The following is a 17,652-nucleotide window of genomic DNA, read 5'->3' on the forward strand; positions in this document are numbered from 1 at the left end:
TTGCCGCAGGACCTCCGGGCGGGTAAACTTATACACATCACGGAGGCGGGTTGTGTCCGCTTCGCAGTCCTTCCTGCCTGGAGGTTTCCCCATATACGACACCGTGGTTGACAAGGCGTTGCGCGCGGCATCGGCCCAGCAGGAGGACGTCGTACGCGAGGTCTTCCGCGCGGCCGGCCTGATGTGGCAGTGCGCGCGCCACCGGTGCCGGTTCGACAACCCGATGTCCGCGCAGCTGTGTGTGCGCTGCGGACGCCAGCGGGACGGCCGCCGAGTCGACGACGTGCTTCCCGCCTCCGCCGATCCCGAGGACTTCGAGGCCCTGCGCGAGGCGCTCATCGAGTACTTCGAGAACTCGGGCAAGCAGGCCCCCGACGCAGTGACCTTCCACCTGAACTTCGAGAACGAGTGGACCAGTTACGCCACCACCCTGCAGTACGGCGCCCGCCAGGAGGCTCACAGCTTCGACGCCGAGGTGGCCATGGCCCTCGACGACCTCGGCCCGGCCGAGGAGCCCGGCGAGGAACTGCGCGTCACCCTGCCCCGCTGACCACCAAAGGACCTGATCGTGACTGCCTACTCGCCGCTGGCCCAGCTGGCAAGCAACTCGTTCACCGCGACGCCGACCAGCCGACAGCGGTCATGGATGCTCGCCGCGCTCCGCGATCGGGCGCTCATCCTCCCTGAGACCGTCAACTCCCGTTCGCTGGTGCTGATGCGTAGCCGGGAGTGGATCGAGCCCGTGCCCGCCGAGCAGGGTCCGCACAAGTTCCGTCTCACCTTCCTGGGCCGCTTCGCGCTGCTGAGCGTGCCCAAGGCCCACGCCCTGCTCAGCGCGCAGAGCCCCGCCGACCGCCACCCCGGCCGGCTCACCTTCAACGCCTCCGCCATGACCCTCAAGCCGCTCATCAGCGAGCGACTCGTCGTCATGCTCGACCGGCACGGTGAGCAGCGCGCCGGACGCGAGGAGCACCCCTACATCACCAACCTCGGGCGCCGGATCGTCGAGCTTCCCGAGGCGGACGAGACCGAGGCCGGCCAGTACCTGACCGACGCGTTCGCCGAGGCCCAGATCCCGGTCTCCGTCGAGCGGGACAACGACGGCAACACCCGCGTCGTGTACCGGCGCGACGGTGTCGTCGCGCAGTTCTACCGCGAGGTCTGGAACCCCGACGGCTACACCCACAGCGTCCGCCATCCCGCCTGGATGCACACCAAGCCCTGGACCGCCCTGGTCACCTACGGCACGGACGGCGCCGTGGAGAAGAACCTGCTCAACCACCTCGGCCTGCCTACCGAGAGCGCGCAGATGGCGACCTCCTTCGCCGCATGGCTGCGCGACCGGGACGACGACGCCTTCGAGGCCTGAGCCGCCCTCCCCCTGACCAGCCCTTAGAGCCCTGCAAGGACCTGCCGCCATGGACCTCAGCACCCGCCTGCGCCTGCTCGACCTCATCCGCGTCGGAACCGCCGCCGATACGGCGCACCGCGCCGCCGACCGCGCCCTGCGCAAGGCCTACGGCGCGGAACTCACCTCCTGGTGCGAACTCTCCCTGTGGCGACGGCACATGGACAGCAGCACCAGCCCCGCCGACACGGCCGCCCACCTCGCCCAGGCCGCCGACACCCACCGAGACCGCACCGAGCGCACCAACGCCGCCCGGGCGAAGTGGCTGCGCACCCGCACGGCGGCCCAGCGCGCCGACCGGCACCTGGGCCGGCAGGTCGCCCGGCACGCGGGCCGCCGCACCGGCGGCCAGGGCCGGCCGGTGGGCGGCCGGGCACAGTTGGCCACCGGTCTGCTGGAGGGCCTGGCCGCTGCTCCCGTCGAGCTCATCCGGGCCGCGCACGCCATCTGTGTGCAATCCAGTGCCGGGAAGGACTCGGTGGTGGCGTTGCACCGGGTGGTGCAGTGGGCGAAGAAGGCCGGCTGCCTGGACAAGGTCGTCGTTGTCCACGCCGACGTCGGTGCGGAGGCGGAGTATCCGGGGGTCCGCGAGCTCGCCGAGCAGCAGGCCGAGCGGTACGGGCTGCGGTTCATCGTCGTGAAGGCCGACATCGGCTTCCTCGGCATGGTCGCCAAGCGAGGCATGTGGCCCGACGCCCAGAACCGGCTGTGCACGTCCACGCTGAAGCGCGACGTCGCCGCCAAGCTCTTCACGGAGATCGTCAACGCGCTCGGCCTGGACGAGCAGGCCATCATCCTCAACTGCCTCGGCATCAGGGCGGCCGAGTCGACGGCGCGCAGCAAGAAGCACCAGCTCGCCATCGACCACCGCGCCAGCAACGGCCGTCGCCTGGTGCTGACCTGGCATCCGATCTTCCACCTGTCCGAGCACGACATCTGGCAGACCATCGCCGACGAGACGCTCGACTACCACCCGGTGTACGACACCCTCATTCCCCGCCTGAGCTGCATTTTCTGCATCCTGGCGCCCTTCGACATGCTCGCTAGGGCGGTCCGGCTGTGCTGGGCCCTCGGCCTGGACACCCCGGACACATACCTGGAGTTGGAGACCCGGATCGGGCACCGCTTCAAGCACCAGTTCAGCCTCGCCCAGGTCGTCCAGGAGGCCACCCGCCTGCACCAGGAGGAGGGACCGCTCACCTGGAGCCGGGGCGATGCGATCCGCCACCACCTCGGCGAGGACGCCGCCGACGGCTACCTCCAGCGCCTGGCCCTCGCCGCCTGACACCCCGCCTCCGCAACGACCATCCCGGTGACCTCCACCGCCCCAAGCGCGCCGGCACTGCCGGATCGGCCAGCGCGAGCACGCCCAGCGGTGGACCCCTCACGCCGGCTGGCACCCCTGGATCTCGTCGACCCCGGCGCCGATCAAGCAGCGCCTGACCGAGCGCCGCCGCACCTCCGGCGGCTGTTCCGAAGCCGCCTCCATGACGTCGTGTCCCCTCCTGGAAGGACCTCGCACTTGTCCGTTGACCTCATGCCCTCCCCCGCCGCCCTCGTCCCGTTCATCGCCACCAGCGCCTTCGACGCCGAGCTCGAGCGGTTCCTTGACCTGCTGGACGCGCACCAGCTGTTCACGGTCGAGAGCCGTAGTTCCCAGCGCCAGAGCGTGATCTACGCGCAGCAGCTCGTGGCTGCGTTGCGGCGACGGGCGTATGAGGTGGTGAAGGAGAAGCAGACCGCCTCGCGCTGGCCGGTGGTCGAGGTGTCCTTCGAGACCTGGGCGTGGGACAACGGGGACTTCTGGTACGAGTCCGGGGCCACGCTGCGCCACTTCGACGGCACGGTGAGCCGCGACGTCGATCTCTCCTTCGACGACGTCAGTGGCCCGCTGACCGACCTCGCCGGTGTGGACCGGCCGTTCGCGGGTGACACCCTCACCGTCGACCTGCGCACCGGCGAGGTGTCGACGTGACCGGCCCGTCCGCGCGGCCGGTGCCCGGCCCGCGCCCGGCCTTCGCGGGCCCGGGTGCGGGCGCGGGCCGGGTGACCCGGACGGTCGTCTACGACTCGGCGCACCTGCGGGTGCGCGTACGGGGCGGTGAGGTGCTGTGGTTCGTCCGCGATCTCGGAGCGGCCCTCGGCTTCGCTCCCCTGCCCGCGACGGGCGACGGCCTCGCGCAGGTGCTGGTGCCTACCGCCGAGCTGTGGCCGCTGATGGCAGCGGCCGGCTACGAGCCTGACGCCCAGTTCACCGCCTGGGCCGAGGAGTTGGCCCGGAGCCTGACTCGCCCGCAGGCCACCGCCGCTGCCCTGCGCGCCATCGCGGACGCCCCTCCCCGTACGCCCACACCCTCCTGACCTAAGCCGCCGGCCCGTGGCCGGCCTGCCCTTCGACCGCGAAAGAACCGCCCCGTGAACGCTCTTGCCCCCGCACTGTTCCCGCTCTCTGACGCGCGGGCTCCCGCCCTGCCTCCGGGCGGCAAGCCCATGACCGTGCTCTCGTACGGACTGGGCGCCGACTCCACCGCGATCCTGCTGATGTTCCTGGACGACCCGGTCCGCTACGGCCTCGAGCCCGACCTGTCCGACTTGATCGTTTTGCATGCGGTGACCGGCAACGAATGGCCCGACACGCTCTCCTACGTCGACCGGCTCGTGCTGCCGCTGCTCGCCGCCCGCAGGGTGCGGCTGGTTCAGGTGGCGCGGATGGGCCGCTTCGACGGTGACGGGGTCCTGGTCCTCGATGATTCGCGCGCGCCGGCCCGGATCCACCAGGCGGGACCGTGGCGGCTGTCGGACTGGCTCCTCACCGGCGGGACCGTTCCCCAGATGGCATCGGGGCGCAGGACGTGCTCAATTCGCTTTAAGGGCTGGTGCCTTGATCACTGGGCGTTCGCAGAGTTCGGCCACGTGCCGTTCCGGCGGGTGATCGGCTATCACGCCAGGGAGCGGCCGCGGATGGAGAAGGACACGAAGATCCAGAATCGGCTCAACGAGAAGGCCGGCCGGATCATCTGCGTGCCCTCCTACCCCTTGGTCGACGCCGGGATGGACCGGGCTGCCGTCGAGGCGTACGTGCTGGGGCGGCTCGGCGAGCCCATCAAGAAGAGCTATTGTACTTTTTGCCCCTTTTCGGGGGTTTGTGCGTCACGGGACCGGCACGAGGACCGGCTGCGCGAGCACCCCGTCTTGGCCGCGGAGGCCCTGGTCATGGAGTACGCCTCGATCGCACTGAACGAGGCGATGTCGCTGTACGGAACGAGATCGCTCTACCAGCAGCTCACCGAGGACGACCGCAACGACGAGGTCCTCACCGCCTTCGAGGACCGCCTCGACGAGCTGCCGTTCTCCCTCTACGAGGTCCGCCGCCTGTACCTGCCCGGCCGCACCAAGGAATGCCGACACCACCACAACGACCGCTGCACACGCCCCCTGTGGTGGTGCCGCACGGAACGCACCGCCGCATGCCAGGCCACGCACTCCATCCGAGGCCCCGGCCCCGGCTACGAGAGCGTCGTGGTGTCGCCCGCCTGCGCCGGCCTCGACCCCGCGTGCCGGGGCGACCAGGTCAAGGGACAGGCGTGGAGGTCGGTGCGCACCGTGTGGGAAGGAACCCGAATACAGGCCGAGTTCACCCTGCTGCGCTGGGGCCGCGAGGAGGACGTCCGGCTGAAGTACGGCGACAGCTCACAGATCAAGCGGCTTCACTACCTCGAGCGCGGCGAGGGCTACCCGGCCGCGGACGGATATCTCGTCGCTGCCCCCACCGGAGCAGACGACAAGCAGCGCCCGAAGTTCGAGCACCGCTGGAGTGAGATCACCGGCCTCACCGGCACCCGCTGGGAGCCCGTCCGGCCGCTCAGCAAGCACGCCCGCCGAGGACGGTCCCGCGCCGTTCCGATTATCCGCCCCTCGTCCGTTGCCCTGGCACCCCACCCGCTGGCGGCCTGACCGGACTCCGCCTCACCAGAGATCCGGTGTTCCGCAACCTGCCAAGCGCAGCCGACTCCGCGTCCCTCAAGCGGCCGCCTTTCCGGGCCACCTGTCCGGGCCACCTGTCCGGGCCCGAAGTCCGGGTGACGATCAGGAGCGGTGCGCGCGCCGGCGCTGCGGCCGCATCTCGTAGCCTCCCGGCTCCTCGATGTCGTCGTCCGCCTCAGACCACGCGCCAAGGGGCGGCGCGACGAACAGCTGATCCGCCTGCCACTCCGGCTTCGGGGACAGCGGTTCGGGTGCGGGACGCCGGATAGCGCCTTCCACCCGGCGGGCGGGGATGCGGTGTTGAGGGGGCATGGCTGCTCCTTGGTCTACTTCGTGCTCGGCAGGGCGACGCCCTTGCCGTTCTCCGCGGGCAGGGCCTGGTCCGGACAGGTGGCCAGGACGCGGGTCATCGCGGTCTTCTCGGGTGGGGTGACCCACAGCCGGTATTTCGCCTTAACCGCGATCTGGCGGGCGACGTACCGGCAGTGGAAGGCCTTGTTGGGCGGCAGCCAGTCGGCGGCGTCATCGTCGGACTTCGAGGAGTTCGCCGGACCGTCGACCGCGATCAGATTGAGCAAGTCGTTGCCCAGGGCTTCTCGTTGCGCCTGGCTCAGCCGGGCGGCGCCGGTGCGCCAGCTCGCCGCCAGGGCGACGCTGTGGTCGATCTGGACCTTGCTGCTGTGTGGGCCCCGTACGAACTTCACCCGCTTTCCGGTGTAGGGATCATCGAGGACCCCCGAGGCCACCACGCACGTCGACGTCCCCTTGAACACGATGCTGGTCAGGTCACGGCGCAGTACGTCATTGCGCGTATCGCAGTGATTCCCCGCCCCCGGGGCGCCGGTGGAATCCGACCAGGCCCGCCCGAACTTTACGGTGCGGTCGTAGCCGGTCATCGCAGCGGGGTTCTTGACCTGCAGACCGGCCAGGGCTTCTCGGGCACTGCCGGCGGGCGCCGCTCCGGGAGCCGGCGCCTTCGCGTCGTTGCTGCCGACCGCCGCTTCCAGTGCGGAGCAGCTGGTGAGCGTGGCGACGAGCGCCAGGCCGGCGAGGGCACGACGGGCAGTCGTGGAGGGGTGGTTCAACTTGGCGCTCTCTCCTGTAGATCGGGCACAGCACTCGTTGATGATCACGCACCGCGCGGCGGTCTGGGTGCATCGGAATGCAGCGCGTTCGCGAAGGCCCGCAGTTGCTCGAGGGCGCTGTCCAGACCCGCGCCGTGCGGGTCCAGGAGTGGCCGGATCAGCGGGGACCCGACGACTACGGCGTCGGTGTACGGCGCCACCGCGACGGTGCTCTGCGGGGTGAAGGTCCCGATGTCGACCGCTACGGGCAGCGGGCTGGCGGCTCTGATGTGGTCCAGGAGCTCGAGCAGCGGGGCAAGGTCCGCAGGGCCGTCCGTGCCGGTGGGAGCCTCCCCGGCGGATAGGTGGATCCAGCCGGGCTCGGTGGAGTTGAGCGGGTCGAGGTCCACAGCGTCAGGTCCCGGGGCGATGATCTGTGCGGTGTGAAGGCCGGCCGCGCGCGCGGATGCTGCCCATCCGGCGGCCTCACCGGGGGGAAGATCAATCACCCTGGCGCCGGCGGCGCCCGCCTGCGCGAGGTCCTGGGCGAACCGGTTCATGCCGCGGTCCATGACCGACTCCCAGTAGGCGGCCGCGATCACGGGGGCCGCCGTCGCCGTGATGGTGAGGCGGATGGTGGAGACGACGTGCGCCATCCGGGCCCCCTGGTCCAGCGCCTGGACGTGCGCGGCCGCGGTGTCCGGACCGTCCCAGGCCGGGGTGTGGTGGGGGACGGCGACCTCGAGGAAGTCCGCTCCGTGGCGGGCGAACGCGCGCAGCGCCTCGATGCCGGCGGTCCAGTTCGGGAACCCGGCGGGCAAGGAGGCCCCAAGCGTTGGGCGTTGGCCGCCTCTGAGCAGGGTGGTGAGGCTGCGCGCGGCTGGGCTCAGCGTGCTCACGGGTGAGCCGCGATCGGATGGTGCAGCTGGTGCACGCGGGCGTCCGGGGAGCTCAGGAGGAGGGCGACGCACATGTTGGTGCCCCTTTTCGAAGGCGGGTTGAGGCGCGGCTCCCCCGGAGGGCCGTCATTGCTTGGTGAGCGCGGAGCCCACGCGGTGCAGACGGGTTTCGAGGGTGCTGACGCGCTGGTTGAGGGTGCTGATCTGAGCGCTGAGTTCGCGTACGAGGTCGACCAGCTCCGGAGGATCGGCGCGCGCCTGCGGCTCACAGTCGGGAGGCAGGATGTCGACGACGAAGGTGCCCCGGCCCGGAACGGTCCTCAGGAGGCCTTCAGCCCGCAGCACCTCGACCGTGTTGCGGGAAGTCGTGCTGGCGATGCCGAAGCGTTGCTGGAGCGCACGGTGGCTCGGCACTCTCGCGCCGGGCTTGAGATAGCCGGAGACGATCTCGTCCCGCAGGACCTGGGCGGCCTGCATGTATGGCGGCAGGGGACGGGCGAACGACGGCATGGCGAGGATCCTCATGGAGTGACGGAACGCGCCTGCCGCAGCTGCTGGTTGATGGCCGCGGGGGCAGGCTTGAACGACGGACCGGTGGCCCCGGCCGCTGTCTGGCAGCGGCCGGGGCGCGAGACTCAGCCGCCGGCGAGGTGCAACTTGACCTTGGAACTGTGTATCCAGCCCCAGGTCCCCTTCTTCAGGCCGCTCTTGGACCGCTGGGGGAGCTGGGCCTTGTACCAGCCGTTCTTGCTGCAGTACAGGTGCAGCTTGTCCTTGTAGAGCAGGCCCTTGCTCACGTATCCGGTACTGGGTCCGGTGCGGAAGTTGATGCCATTACCGTTCGCCGCACCGTAGTTGGTGAACTCGCACTTGCTGGACGCGGCGGACGCCGTTGGCGCGACTGCCGCGGCGCCGCCGGCGAGGAGTGAGACGGACAGGGCAACAGTGGCTAGGCGCTTGATTGCAGCCATGAGTGCGGTGGTCCTTTCAGGGATCGAGGAGGTGTCCTTGCGGGCCCGCCCTGGGCGGGCCCGCAAGGGTCCGGGCGTCATGCGGCGCCCGGACGGGTGAGTTGGTGTCAGGCCTTGTCCGCGGCGTGGCGGCCGCGGCGCTTGCCGTAGCCGACGACGCCGATGGTCGCCGCGCCTGCGGCGAGGAGTCCGGCGGCGGTGAGGCCCAGCGCGGTGTTTCCGTCAGCGCCGGTCTGCGCGAGGCTGCCGGCGGGCGACGTGGTGTCGCCTGCGCTGATGTGCTCGTTGCCGCCCGCGTTACCCGGCTTGGATCCGTCGGGGTTCGATCCGCCGTTGCCCGAAGTCGGGCCCGGTGAAGGCTCGGAGCCTGGGTCGGTCGGCTCCTCGGAAGGGTCAGTCCCTGGGTCCGTGGGCGGGTCGGTCGGCGGGTCGGTCGGCGGGTCGGTCGGCGGGTCCGTGGGCGGGTCCGTGGGCGGGTCCGTCGGCGGGTCGGTCGGCGGGTCGGTCGGCGGGTCGGTCGGCGGGTCCGTGGGCGGGTCCGTGGGCGGGTCCGTGGGCGGGTCCGTGGGCGGGTCCGTGGGCGGGTCCGTGGGCGGGTCCGTGGGCGGGTCCGTCGGGTCAGTACCGGGGTCGGTTGGGTCGGTACCTGGCTCGCCTGGATCAGTGGGCGGTTCGGTCGGGTCGGTGCCGGGCTCGGTCGGGTCATCACTCGGCGTCTCGCCGTTGACCGAGAGGTCGACGCTCAGGCCGAGGGACACGTCCGCGGCCGAGGCGGAGGCCTTCGGCTTGGGGGTGTCGGTGGCGGCGAGCGCGGGGGCAGCCAGCGCCCCTGACGCGGCGACGATCGCGGCGGTGGCCACGACCCGCCGCAGCACGCTCTTGCGGGTACTACGCATGGATGAGATCAGCCTCCACTGGAACACGGCAGGCTTGGCTGGTCAGCGCACGCTGCGCCGGGGCGAACTGCCTGCTGTGAAAGAGATCTTGGAAGCGCAGGCCTGTGGATAGAGACCGGCGATTTTGAGCGCACGGCCTCGCCACGCGACGTGCTCCTGTTGGCTGGCCCTAGCCGCTGCTACCGAGAGCGGAAGTTGTCGTTCCGCTGAATGCGTCGGAGCTGGTCGAGACGAGGTGGGCTGGGGCTCCGGTGCCTGTCATCGGTCGGAGCCGCTATGCGCATGGGAAGAGCCCGGCGCACACACGGGGGGATGCGCGCCGGGCTCTGTTTTCACCGTAGCGGGATGCAGGGCAGTGCCGGCGTCGAATCCCTGGCTTCCGTGGGATCCGGCCACCGCTCCGGCTGGTTTGTGATCCACATTGCTTGGTGCCCTACAACCGACCAGGTAGCAACGGGTGATCAGGGCCGGAAGGGCCCGGCGCCCGCGCGGGGCCGTGCGGCCAGTGGCCCTGTGAAGTCGTACGTCGTCATGCCGCTCACCGAGGATTGTCTCCGCTGAGGTATTCACGCCGCAGCGCGGCGGCTGCGTCTTCCCAGTTGCGCCATTCCCGGTACTCCTGCCGTACGTACGCCCGCGCGCCGCCCTCCTGCTGCCAGGCCTCGGCGGCAGGCCCGAGCGGGCCCTCCACGTACACCTCGCCGTGGGCGAGGTCGAAGGTGAGCAGTTCCATGGCCGCGGCGTCGGCCGCCCGTCGCGCCTGTTCGGCATCGTCGGCGTCAAACAGCCCGCAGTACAGGCCCACTTCGGTCTGGCGGGCGACCCGGTCGAGGTAGGCGGCCTGGCGCAGGTAGAACAGCCGGAATCCGCCGCTGTCGACGGGCCGGCCGTGGCCGGCCTGGGCGGACTCGGTGCGGTGGTTGATTCCGGCGGCCCACAGGCCCAGGGTGATCTCTTCCTCGTCGAGACCGGGCGCGGCGCCGTAGGCCTGCGGGTAGTCGGGCGCGGGAAACTGCGACGTCTGCGACGTACGCCAGGTGTAGCCGCATCCGATGCAAACGAAGGAGGCGACGTGCTGCGCCCGGGCGGGCGTCTCGGCCAACTGGACGCCGAGGTCGCCGCTGTCGCAGCGGGGGCAGCGGGTCACGGGGTGTTGGGGCATCGGGATGTCCTCCTCTCCCCCGCGGCGGCGGGCGCCGTCGCGGGCGGGTCAGTTCGGCGTGGAGCCGTTCGTCGGCGTCGGCTCGGGACGTTCCGCCTCAGCTGCCTCGTCGGGCTCCGGAGCGGGCGGCTGCGCGGTCGTGGTGCTGGAGGTTGGCCACGGAAGGTTGGCGAAGTTCGAGGTCACGGCTGCTCCAGGAGTTCGCGGGTGGTGGTGGGCTTCGAGTGGAGTTGGGCGGCGGCGAGGGCGCGGCCGAGGGGTCGGCAGGCAGCCACCGCGGTCAGCGCGCACAGGGCGAGGATCACGGCGACCAGTGGCCGCCCTCCGGCCTCGAGTGCGAGGGCGATACCCAGCGGGGGCAGGGAGGCCAGCGCGGTCGCGCTGCTGATGACCGCCTGGTAGCGGCCGGTTGCTCCGGTGGGGACGGATGTGGAGATGTAGGCGCCGGCGGCGACGCTGAAACAGACTTCGCCGGGCACGATGATCAGGGCCGCGAGGCAGTATCCGGCGAGGGTGTGCTGCAGGGCGGCGACCGTGATGCCGACGCCGAGGATGCCCGCGCCGGTGACCAGGACGGGTACCAGCGGGAACTTGATGGTGTCCCCGTCGCCGACCAGCAGTCGCATCACCACCGGGGTGAGGGCGAGGACGCCGACGGTGTTGCAGACCATCGCAACGCCGTAGCTCGTGGCGGGAAGCGAGTCGTCGTTCATGAGGAGCGGCATCACCGAGACCAGGCCCCAGGCGCAGATCATGGAGAAGACGGCGACCACGGCCATCCAGCGCAGGGCCGCGTCGGCGAAGACCTGCCGGTACGTGACGGTGGTCTGGGCCTTGGCCGGGCGGTGCGGCCCCAGGACGCGGCGGGCCACCACGGCGAAGGCGAGACACACGATGCCGTTGATGACGAACAGGGCCTGGTAGCCGTGGTGGTGAGCGGCGTATCCGCCTACGGCACCGCATATCGCGATGCCGACGTTGGAACAGAAGTACAGCCATCCCTGGGCGCGTGTGCGGGCTGCGTCGGCGTGCAGTGTGTCGTTGATGGCGGCGGATACCGCGGGCCGGTGCGCCTCCATCGTGACGCCGAGCAGCAGGGAGACGGCCAGGAGCGCGGGCAGCGAGGTAGTCAGCGCGAGCGCGAAGCAGGCGACGGCGGACAGGATCATCAGGGCGATGAGGGCGGTCCGTTGGCCCAGGCGGTCGGTGAGGGCGCCCGCGCCGGCCAGGCCCAGGCACCAGCCGACACCGAAGGTGGTGAGCGCGGCGCCGGCGGCCGTGGTGCCATGTCCGGTGCCGGAGGCGACGTAGTAGCCGAGGAAGTCCCAGCCGAAGCCCGCCGCCTTCACCACGAGGGACGCCGCCAGCAGCGTGGCGATCACGGACCGGGCGGTACGCGCCGGGGTTTCGGCGGAGCGAAGGGGGAGCTGAAGGGCCATGGTGTCTTCCTGCGGAGCGGGCCTGCGGTCGGGTGGACAAGAAGGGGGCGGACAGGCCGAAGGCGGCCGCACCTCCGGTGCGGCCGCCTTCAGTGAGGTCCTCGTCGCTCTTACGGGCGGGCGAGGTCAAACGGGCGGAACGGACGGGCGTCGAGCGTGTCCATGGGGCGCATGGCGGTCTCCTCTGCAATGTCAGGAACACCCCGAAGATCCGGGGATGCAGCGAACCTATGAGCCGGCCGCGAGGTCATCGAGAGCAGCAGTCCGCACAGGAAATCGTTCAACTTGAAACCATGTCCGGGGTGCACCGATCCGTTGTCGCAGGGCACGGCGGCAACCGGCCGGCAGACTGCAGAACTCCCGAGCGGGCAGGCGCACCGGGCAGGTCCGGCCGGGCGCCGAGCAGACATGCGGCACATCACCACCGCGGCCCGTTCGACGGTGTCCGGGCACGAGGTCGAGCAGGCCCCTCGTCGGCGACGACCGACCGCGCTTGCGAGGACGCTTGCCTGGACGATCAGGAGTCCTGGCCCTATGTCTGGAGCGGGGCGCCTACTCACCGGCGTGCGGCTGGTCAGGCCGCGCTGGCCGTCGGTGCCCGTGAGGCCTCGTACGGGCGGGCGCCGACGCGGGTGGCCGCCCGGCGGATCAGGACCGCGAACTCCTGGGCGCGCAGGGGGTCTTCGAAGAGCCGGGCGGGGCCTGTGACGCTGAGGACGGCGAGCAGGCTCGTGCCGGACATGACGGGTGAGGAGAGGGTGCAGGTGCCGTGACTGCGGCGGACGGCGATCCTGCTGCTGCGCACGGCGGTGCGTGTGGCGTCGGGAAGGACGAGCGGCCGGTCCTTTGCGTCGACGGTGAGACCGGGCGGAAGGTAGGCGAGGGCGATCCGGCCGGCTGCGCTGTGCCGCACGTCGGGGTCCTGCTGGGCTGCTGCGGCCGCCAACTCATCTGCGGGGCACAGCAGATCGACCAGGTCGAGGCGCAGGCCCCGGCCCAGTTGATGGTGCGGTTCGTGCCAGGCCACGGCGAGGCCGGTCTCCTGCTGCAGGAGCTGCAGTACGTCGCGGATGCGCGGCGTGGAGGCGGTGTCGGGGCGCGGAACCTGGAGCGGGGCGCACTCGGGTGCCAGGCGGTAGGTGCCGCGGCGGCTTCCGTACTGGACCAGGTCCTGGAGAACGGCGGCCTTCAGGAGCTTGGCCGTGTGCGGGGCCTGGAGCTCGGCGGCGGCTGCGATGGCGGCCAACTGGTGCTCACCGCCCGGGCCGAGGCTGATCAATGCCCGCAGGACGCGAAAGCCGCGGCCCGCGGACTGTGGCGGCTGACGTGCAGGTATGGGTTCAAGGACGGCGGGCGGGACCCATGCAGCAGGCGCGGGACCGTCGTGGGGCACGAGGGCGGCGGACATGGCACTCCTGTGGGTAGGGGTCGGTGGGCCTTCGCGCGGCGGCGCCGTGGGGGCGCCGCCGCGAGGTGCCGGCCAGCGCGCGTGCCTGCCGGATTCGGCAGGGCCAACCGGTCAGGACCGGTCTCTTCTTGGCGCTTTCGGGTAGTTCGGGCGACGAGGGCTGTGATCGCGGTACCTTCGTAAGGGAGCCCGCCACCCGCTGGTGATCTTGGTGTCAATTGGCGCTTCTTCAGCCGGCCTTGGGGAAGACGGGCGGCGTCCAGCCCACGTAGGTGGCGCCCCACTTGGTCTCGAACAACTCGGCGTCGACGATGTCGATGTAGCCGGGCCTGAGAATGTCGTTGGAGGCCACCTTGCCGTCGCCGAGGTAGACGGCGATGTGCCCCGCCCGGCCGCCGGTCTCCCAGTACATGAGGGCGCCGGCGGGGGGATGGCGGTCCTTGTCGTGACGCATGCTCTTGGGCACGACGGTGTAGTGGTCGATGGCGTAGGTGACGCCAGAGACGTTCCAGCCGTAGACGATCGCCGTGTAGGCGAGACAGCGCCGGTACCAGGTCTTGGTTGAGTGGGAGCCGGCGTTCGCCTTGGCCCAGGCGATGGCGTCCTTGACGGAGCGGGGGTTGTTCAGGTCCCAACTCTGCTTCCCGTCAGAGAACTTGCCGCCCGCGCTGCCCCCGGGGCCGGCGCTGCCGGGTGTGCCCGGCTGGTTGACGCCGCATTCGCTGTTGGCGCTGGTGACCGGCTTGCCGCCCTTGCCGTTGCCGGTGGCCTTGCCCTTGCGCTCGAGGTCGATGCCGACGTCTTCAGCCAGCTGCCGCATCGCGCTCTCGTGACCGGCGTACAGGTCGGGGTACTTGGAGTTCTGCACGGCCTGGGCGGCCTTGCCGAGGGGGATCTTCTCCCAGTTCTTGACGGCGGTCAGGCCCTTGTTGGTGCCGTGGCCCAGGAAGAAGGAGCGGGCGGCGTACTCGGGCTTCATGATGCTTGCCTTGGTGCCCCAGTCCATCGAGGGCCGCTGCTGGAACAGGCCGACCGAGTCCTCGTCGCCGTGGTCGATGTTGATCAGGGATGACTCCTGCATCGCGGTCATCAGCGCGATCAGCGTGGCCCGGCCCGGGAGTTTGAGGTCCTTGGCGACCTTGTCGATGGCCAGGGCGTTGTCCCGCCGGACCGCGAGGATGGCATGACCATCGCGCGGGTCTTGGCCCTCACCAGCGTCGTTGGAGCCGCCGCGGGCGTCGGGGGCGGCGCCGGCGGTGCCGGGGCCGGTGTCCTGGCAGTCGGCGGCGCGGGCGCTGCCGGCCGGGAAGAGCAGCCCGGCGAGCATGAGGCCGGCCAGGAAGACGGCCATGACAATGACCGTGATCTTGAGCTGGTATCCCTTCTTGACGAGGCCGGCCGCCTTGACCGCGCCGCGTATGACGTCTCGTTCGTCCACGGCTAGTCCTTCAGCCCGAGGACGCGGGTGACCATCCACGCCGAGGCGCCGTCCGCGCGGGAGACCTCGAGGGTCAGGTGCCGCTCGTAGCGGTAGGGGTCGGTGCCCTTCACGTCGATGGTCACGTCGGCCTGCAGGTAGACGCGGACCGGGGTGTCGGGGGCGGGGCGCTGCGCCGAGGTGGGCTTGCCGATGGTGACCTTGGTGGGGGTGGCGGCGGTGGCCTGCGCGGCGACGAGCCGGTCGAAGTCGCGGTCGTCGTGCTTGGCCAGGTTGTACGCCAGGGCGGTCGACATGTACGGGCGGGCCCGGTCAACTGCCGCCTCGTGGCCGCCGTCTTCGAGGGGACGCCGGTTGGTGTAGGCGGTGGTGAAAGCCTTCGCGACCGACTGCGGGGTGTCGTCGATGGTGGGCGCGCTGGCGGACGGTGCCGGGGCCGGGCTGCTCGGCGCCCGCGGCGCCTCCACGGTCGGGGTGGGCTTGGTGGTCACGGTGTCCGGGCCAGGCTTGTCCGGCCACAGCAGCGCGCCGGCGGCGACGGCCGCGGCCACGATCAGGCCGAGGATCGGGACCACGATCGGGGTGGGGGTGTTCTTGCGGGCCCGGCGGATCAGCTGGGTGCGCTCTTCACGCTGCGCTGAGCGCCAATGCCGCCTGGCCTTGCGACGCTTGCGGCGGGACAGCTCGCTGATCTCGGGAGGAAGTTCCTGCTGGCGCAGCAGTTCACGCCACTCATCCGCGCTCTGCGGCCCGGTCGTACGCCTTGCGCGCCGGGAGGTGCCGCGCGCCGCGGGGGCGTCGTCCTCGGGGGTGTTGGGGTCGGTCTCGTGCGTCACGGTGGGCTCCACGGGCGGTGCGAGCTGGGTGTGCGGGCATGGCGAGATGGCCCCGGGGCGGTCCGGCCGCGGGGTGCGGCCGGACCGGCGGGGGTCTCGGGCGGATGGGTCGGGGTGGGCGGTTCAGCCCTCAGCCGGGGGTCAGCTGCCGGCTCGCGGCCTGGCGCGCGCGCCGGGTCCGGTGCCGGGCGGGCGTCCCGGAGTGCGCGACGGGTGCGGAGCCCGCGGCGGCGGATAGGTGCGGAACCGGCTGCCGGTCGGGTTGGCCGGCCGGTTGATCACCGTGCCGGTGATGACGCGGCCTCCCCCACCGGGCGGCGTTGCCGGCGGCGGCCCGGACGGGCGGGGTGCGCCGGGCCGGACCGTGTAGCCGCCGGCCGTGGTGCCCGGTCCGGTGCCGCCGGGCCCGGATCCGGGGCGGTGGCGGCGGGGTCCGGTGCCGGCCGGGCCGTGCGGTCCGGGCAGGCCGGGCGGGCGTCCCGGTCCGGTCCCGCCGGGGCCCGCGCCTCCTGGTCCGGTGCCGCCGGGGCCGGGCAGGTGCGCGGTGGGCGGGAAGCTCGGCGGCGGCGGGATGTTGCGGGTGGGCCGGCTGCGGACGTCGTCGCCGTCGTTGGACGAGGTGGTGCCGGAGTCGTCGCTGCCGCCGCGGGTGGGGCCGGGGTGGCGGTCCATGTCGCCGAAGCCGCCGCGGCGGCCGCGGATGACGCGGCGCAGCCGGGACGCGGAGCGCATCCGGCTCAGCGAGGAGAGCATGCCGCGGCCGGCCATCTGGGCGCCGCCGGCCGAGACGATGCCGTCCAGGCGGCCCTTGACCTTGAAGGCCATGGCGGCGGCGCAGATGTTGAGGGCGCTGACCATCAGCCAGCCGTAGGTGGGCAGCAGCGACATCATCGCCACCGACACCACCAGGACCGAGCCGAGCAGCATGGTCGAGGTGAAGGACACCATGACCAGGCCGAGCAGCATTTCGAACCAACTCACCCCCCACTGGCGGGGCTTGCCGGGGATGCACCACAGGGTCGCGAACGCGACGCCGCAGACCAGCAGCATCAGCGCCCCGATCAGCGAGGCGAGCGTGGTGAACGCCAGGGTGATCACCAGGGCGCAGAAGATGGCGCAGCAGATGATCGCCGCGATGAGCACGCCGATCCGGCCGCCGGGGGTGTGCCCCTGGCGCCACTGGACCGCCTCGGATCCGGCGACCTCGTCGTTCATCTCCTCCTTGAGGTAGGCCTCGCGGTCCTCCATGTCGGTGCCGCGGGAGACGACTTCGGGGCCCCACTTCTTGCACGCGGCGACCGAACCCAGATCGGCGATGCACCAGGGGGTCGCCACGTACGTGCGCCATACCGCGTCGGCGGCGCGACGGACCGTGTTGTCCTTCTCGTTGTCCGACCAGGCCGGCTCCGGCGTCGCGAACGGCATCGCGGCGTCCTTGTCGGACAGGCCGGCGCCGATCGTGGTCATCGCGACCGAGGCGCCCAACTGCCGTCCGTTGTCGACGCCCTTGACCCAGGTGGTGGGCGCGACCAGGAAGGTCGTGGCGATCGCCGCGGACGCAGCCACCCAGGCGATTTGCCCGAGCGGAGAGGACTCGGAGCGCTTGGCCCAGGCGACGAACCCGCCCACCGCGACCGCGGTGGGCAGGAACGTCGTCATCATCGGCCCGGCCGCGGCGCCGATCGCGGTACCGATCGCGTCCTCGACCTCGGGCAGGGACACGACGTTGAAGCACCAGCCGGTGACCACGACAGCGGCGCGGCCGAGCACGGTAAGGAACTGCAGCAGCATGTTGCCCAGCGACAACATCCAGCCGTCCATCAGGTCGCCGCCGAGCAGGTCGTCGGAGAGCTGCCGGTCGAGCTGGTACACGTCCGGGTCGTAGGACTCGAAGAGCGTTCCCTGGCCGGGCGGCCGGAACGGGGACGGCATCATGTCGCCGATCCCGCCGGGCTTGTACTTGTCGCTGTCGTCGTCGGCCATCGCCGCCGGTGCCAGCACGCCGAGGGTGGCCAGGATCCCCAGCAGCGGGATCATCAGGGTGCGCAGCCGCAGTCGGGGCAGGGCGAGGTACAGGCGCAGCATCCAGTGCCGCGCGCGGCGCGCCAGCTTCTTGATCATGTGCTCCTCCCCCAGGGGTCAGTGAC

General features: G+C 71.3%; 19 protein-coding genes. 6 read left to right on the plus strand and 13 right to left on the minus strand.

Features of this window, described 5'->3' with window-relative positions:
* The first annotated feature begins 103 nt into the window (after positions 1-103).
* The 6 genes from OG430_RS48335 to OG430_RS48360 all read left to right on the plus strand — a co-directional run bounded on the left by OG430_RS48335 (position 104) and on the right by OG430_RS48360 (position 5,362).
* On the plus strand, positions 104-550 hold the full coding sequence (locus OG430_RS48335) for a hypothetical protein (RefSeq protein ID WP_327359683.1): 447 nt from the start codon (positions 104-106) through the stop codon (positions 548-550).
* An 18-nt stretch (positions 551-568) separates the two neighbouring features.
* On the plus strand, positions 569-1,369 hold the full coding sequence (locus tag OG430_RS48340) for a hypothetical protein (protein ID WP_327359684.1): 801 nt from the start codon (positions 569-571) through the stop codon (positions 1,367-1,369).
* Positions 1,370-1,418: 49 nt separating this feature from the next.
* Complete coding sequence (locus OG430_RS48345) at positions 1,419-2,693, plus strand: phosphoadenosine phosphosulfate reductase family protein (protein WP_327359685.1); 1,275 nt, start codon at positions 1,419-1,421, stop codon at positions 2,691-2,693.
* A 237-nt stretch (positions 2,694-2,930) separates the two neighbouring features.
* Positions 2,931-3,383 carry a hypothetical protein gene (locus tag OG430_RS48350; protein ID WP_327359686.1) on the plus strand — a complete coding sequence of 151 codons (453 nt, stop codon included), beginning with the start codon at positions 2,931-2,933 and terminating at the stop codon, positions 3,381-3,383.
* Positions 3,380-3,769 carry a hypothetical protein gene (locus tag OG430_RS48355; protein WP_327359687.1) on the plus strand — a complete coding sequence of 130 codons (390 nt, stop codon included), beginning with the start codon at positions 3,380-3,382 and terminating at the stop codon, positions 3,767-3,769. The genes OG430_RS48350 and OG430_RS48355 overlap by 4 nt, the downstream gene beginning before the upstream one ends.
* Before the next feature lie 54 nt (positions 3,770-3,823).
* Entirely contained in the window at positions 3,824-5,362 is a 1,539-nt protein-coding gene (locus OG430_RS48360; RefSeq protein WP_327359688.1) for a hypothetical protein, read from the plus strand.
* 132 nt (positions 5,363-5,494) lie between these two features.
* On the opposite strand, the gene OG430_RS48365 is transcribed toward OG430_RS48360, so the two are convergent.
* The 13 genes from OG430_RS48365 to OG430_RS48425 form a co-directional block, all read right to left on the minus strand.
* Positions 5,495-5,704 carry a hypothetical protein gene (locus OG430_RS48365; RefSeq protein ID WP_327359689.1) on the minus strand — a complete coding sequence of 70 codons (210 nt, stop codon included), beginning with the start codon at positions 5,702-5,704 and terminating at the stop codon, positions 5,495-5,497.
* 14 nt (positions 5,705-5,718) lie between these two features.
* On the minus strand, positions 5,719-6,477 hold the full coding sequence (locus OG430_RS48370) for an HNH endonuclease family protein (RefSeq protein ID WP_327359690.1): 759 nt from the start codon (positions 6,475-6,477) through the stop codon (positions 5,719-5,721).
* 44 nt (positions 6,478-6,521) lie between these two features.
* Positions 6,522-7,277 carry a tryptophan synthase subunit alpha gene (locus tag OG430_RS48375; protein ID WP_327359691.1) on the minus strand — a complete coding sequence of 252 codons (756 nt, stop codon included), beginning with the start codon at positions 7,275-7,277 and terminating at the stop codon, positions 6,522-6,524.
* A gap of 204 nt (positions 7,278-7,481) precedes the next feature.
* Entirely contained in the window at positions 7,482-7,880 is a 399-nt protein-coding gene (locus OG430_RS48380; protein ID WP_327359692.1) for a winged helix-turn-helix domain-containing protein, read from the minus strand.
* Between the two features lie 110 nt (positions 7,881-7,990).
* Complete coding sequence (locus OG430_RS48385) at positions 7,991-8,326, minus strand: SH3 domain-containing protein (protein ID WP_327359693.1); 336 nt, start codon at positions 8,324-8,326, stop codon at positions 7,991-7,993.
* A gap of 107 nt (positions 8,327-8,433) precedes the next feature.
* Complete coding sequence (locus OG430_RS48390; RefSeq protein WP_327359694.1) at positions 8,434-9,222, minus strand: hypothetical protein; 789 nt, start codon at positions 9,220-9,222, stop codon at positions 8,434-8,436.
* A 538-nt stretch (positions 9,223-9,760) separates the two neighbouring features.
* Entirely contained in the window at positions 9,761-10,384 is a 624-nt protein-coding gene (locus OG430_RS48395) for a hypothetical protein (RefSeq protein WP_327359695.1), read from the minus strand.
* A 48-nt stretch (positions 10,385-10,432) separates the two neighbouring features.
* Positions 10,433-10,570, minus strand: coding sequence for a hypothetical protein (locus tag OG430_RS48400; protein ID WP_327359696.1), 138 nt, complete (start codon positions 10,568-10,570; stop codon positions 10,433-10,435).
* Positions 10,567-11,823: an MFS transporter gene (locus tag OG430_RS48405; RefSeq protein ID WP_327359697.1), complete on the minus strand. Its 1,257-nt coding sequence runs from the start codon at positions 11,821-11,823 to the stop codon at positions 10,567-10,569. Before OG430_RS48405 ends, OG430_RS48400 begins: the two co-directional genes overlap by 4 nt.
* Before the next feature lie 574 nt (positions 11,824-12,397).
* The gene (locus OG430_RS48410; protein WP_327359698.1) at positions 12,398-13,231 is read right to left on the minus strand and encodes a hypothetical protein; all 834 of its coding nucleotides are present in this window, start codon (positions 13,229-13,231) and stop codon (positions 12,398-12,400) included.
* Between the two features lie 229 nt (positions 13,232-13,460).
* Positions 13,461-14,669, minus strand: a complete 1,209-nt coding sequence (locus OG430_RS48415) for a peptidase M23 (protein ID WP_327359699.1) — start codon at positions 14,667-14,669, stop codon at positions 13,461-13,463.
* A 2-nt stretch (positions 14,670-14,671) separates the two neighbouring features.
* Positions 14,672-15,505, minus strand: coding sequence for a hypothetical protein (locus OG430_RS48420; RefSeq protein WP_327359700.1), 834 nt, complete (start codon positions 15,503-15,505; stop codon positions 14,672-14,674).
* A 141-nt stretch (positions 15,506-15,646) separates the two neighbouring features.
* Positions 15,647-17,626: a hypothetical protein gene (locus OG430_RS48425; RefSeq protein ID WP_327359701.1), complete on the minus strand. Its 1,980-nt coding sequence runs from the start codon at positions 17,624-17,626 to the stop codon at positions 15,647-15,649.
* Positions 17,627-17,652: the final 26 nt, after the last annotated feature.

This window comes from Streptomyces sp. NBC_01304 (genome assembly GCF_035975855.1).
In the GTDB taxonomy this organism is placed as follows: domain Bacteria; phylum Actinomycetota; class Actinomycetes; order Streptomycetales; family Streptomycetaceae; genus Streptomyces.

What these genes read in the sequence shown, in the direction of transcription:
- OG430_RS48345 (WP_327359685.1), top strand. Translation starts at nt 1,419, where the DNA reads ATGGACCTCAGCACCCGCCTGCGCCTGCTCGACCTCATCCGCGTCGGA.
- OG430_RS48425 (WP_327359701.1), bottom strand. Translation starts at nt 17,626, where the DNA reads ATGATCAAGAAGCTGGCGCGCCGCGCGCGGCACTGGATGCTGCGCCTG.
- OG430_RS48365 (WP_327359689.1), bottom strand. Translation starts at nt 5,704, where the DNA reads ATGCCCCCTCAACACCGCATCCCCGCCCGCCGGGTGGAAGGCGCTATC.
- OG430_RS48395 (WP_327359695.1), bottom strand. Translation starts at nt 10,384, where the DNA reads ATGCCCCAACACCCCGTGACCCGCTGCCCCCGCTGCGACAGCGGCGAC.
- OG430_RS48410 (WP_327359698.1), bottom strand. Translation starts at nt 13,231, where the DNA reads ATGTCCGCCGCCCTCGTGCCCCACGACGGTCCCGCGCCTGCTGCATGG.
- OG430_RS48405 (WP_327359697.1), bottom strand. Translation starts at nt 11,823, where the DNA reads ATGGCCCTTCAGCTCCCCCTTCGCTCCGCCGAAACCCCGGCGCGTACC.
- OG430_RS48385 (WP_327359693.1), bottom strand. Translation starts at nt 8,326, where the DNA reads ATGGCTGCAATCAAGCGCCTAGCCACTGTTGCCCTGTCCGTCTCACTC.
- OG430_RS48380 (WP_327359692.1), bottom strand. Translation starts at nt 7,880, where the DNA reads ATGAGGATCCTCGCCATGCCGTCGTTCGCCCGTCCCCTGCCGCCATAC.
- OG430_RS48390 (WP_327359694.1), bottom strand. Translation starts at nt 9,222, where the DNA reads ATGCGTAGTACCCGCAAGAGCGTGCTGCGGCGGGTCGTGGCCACCGCC.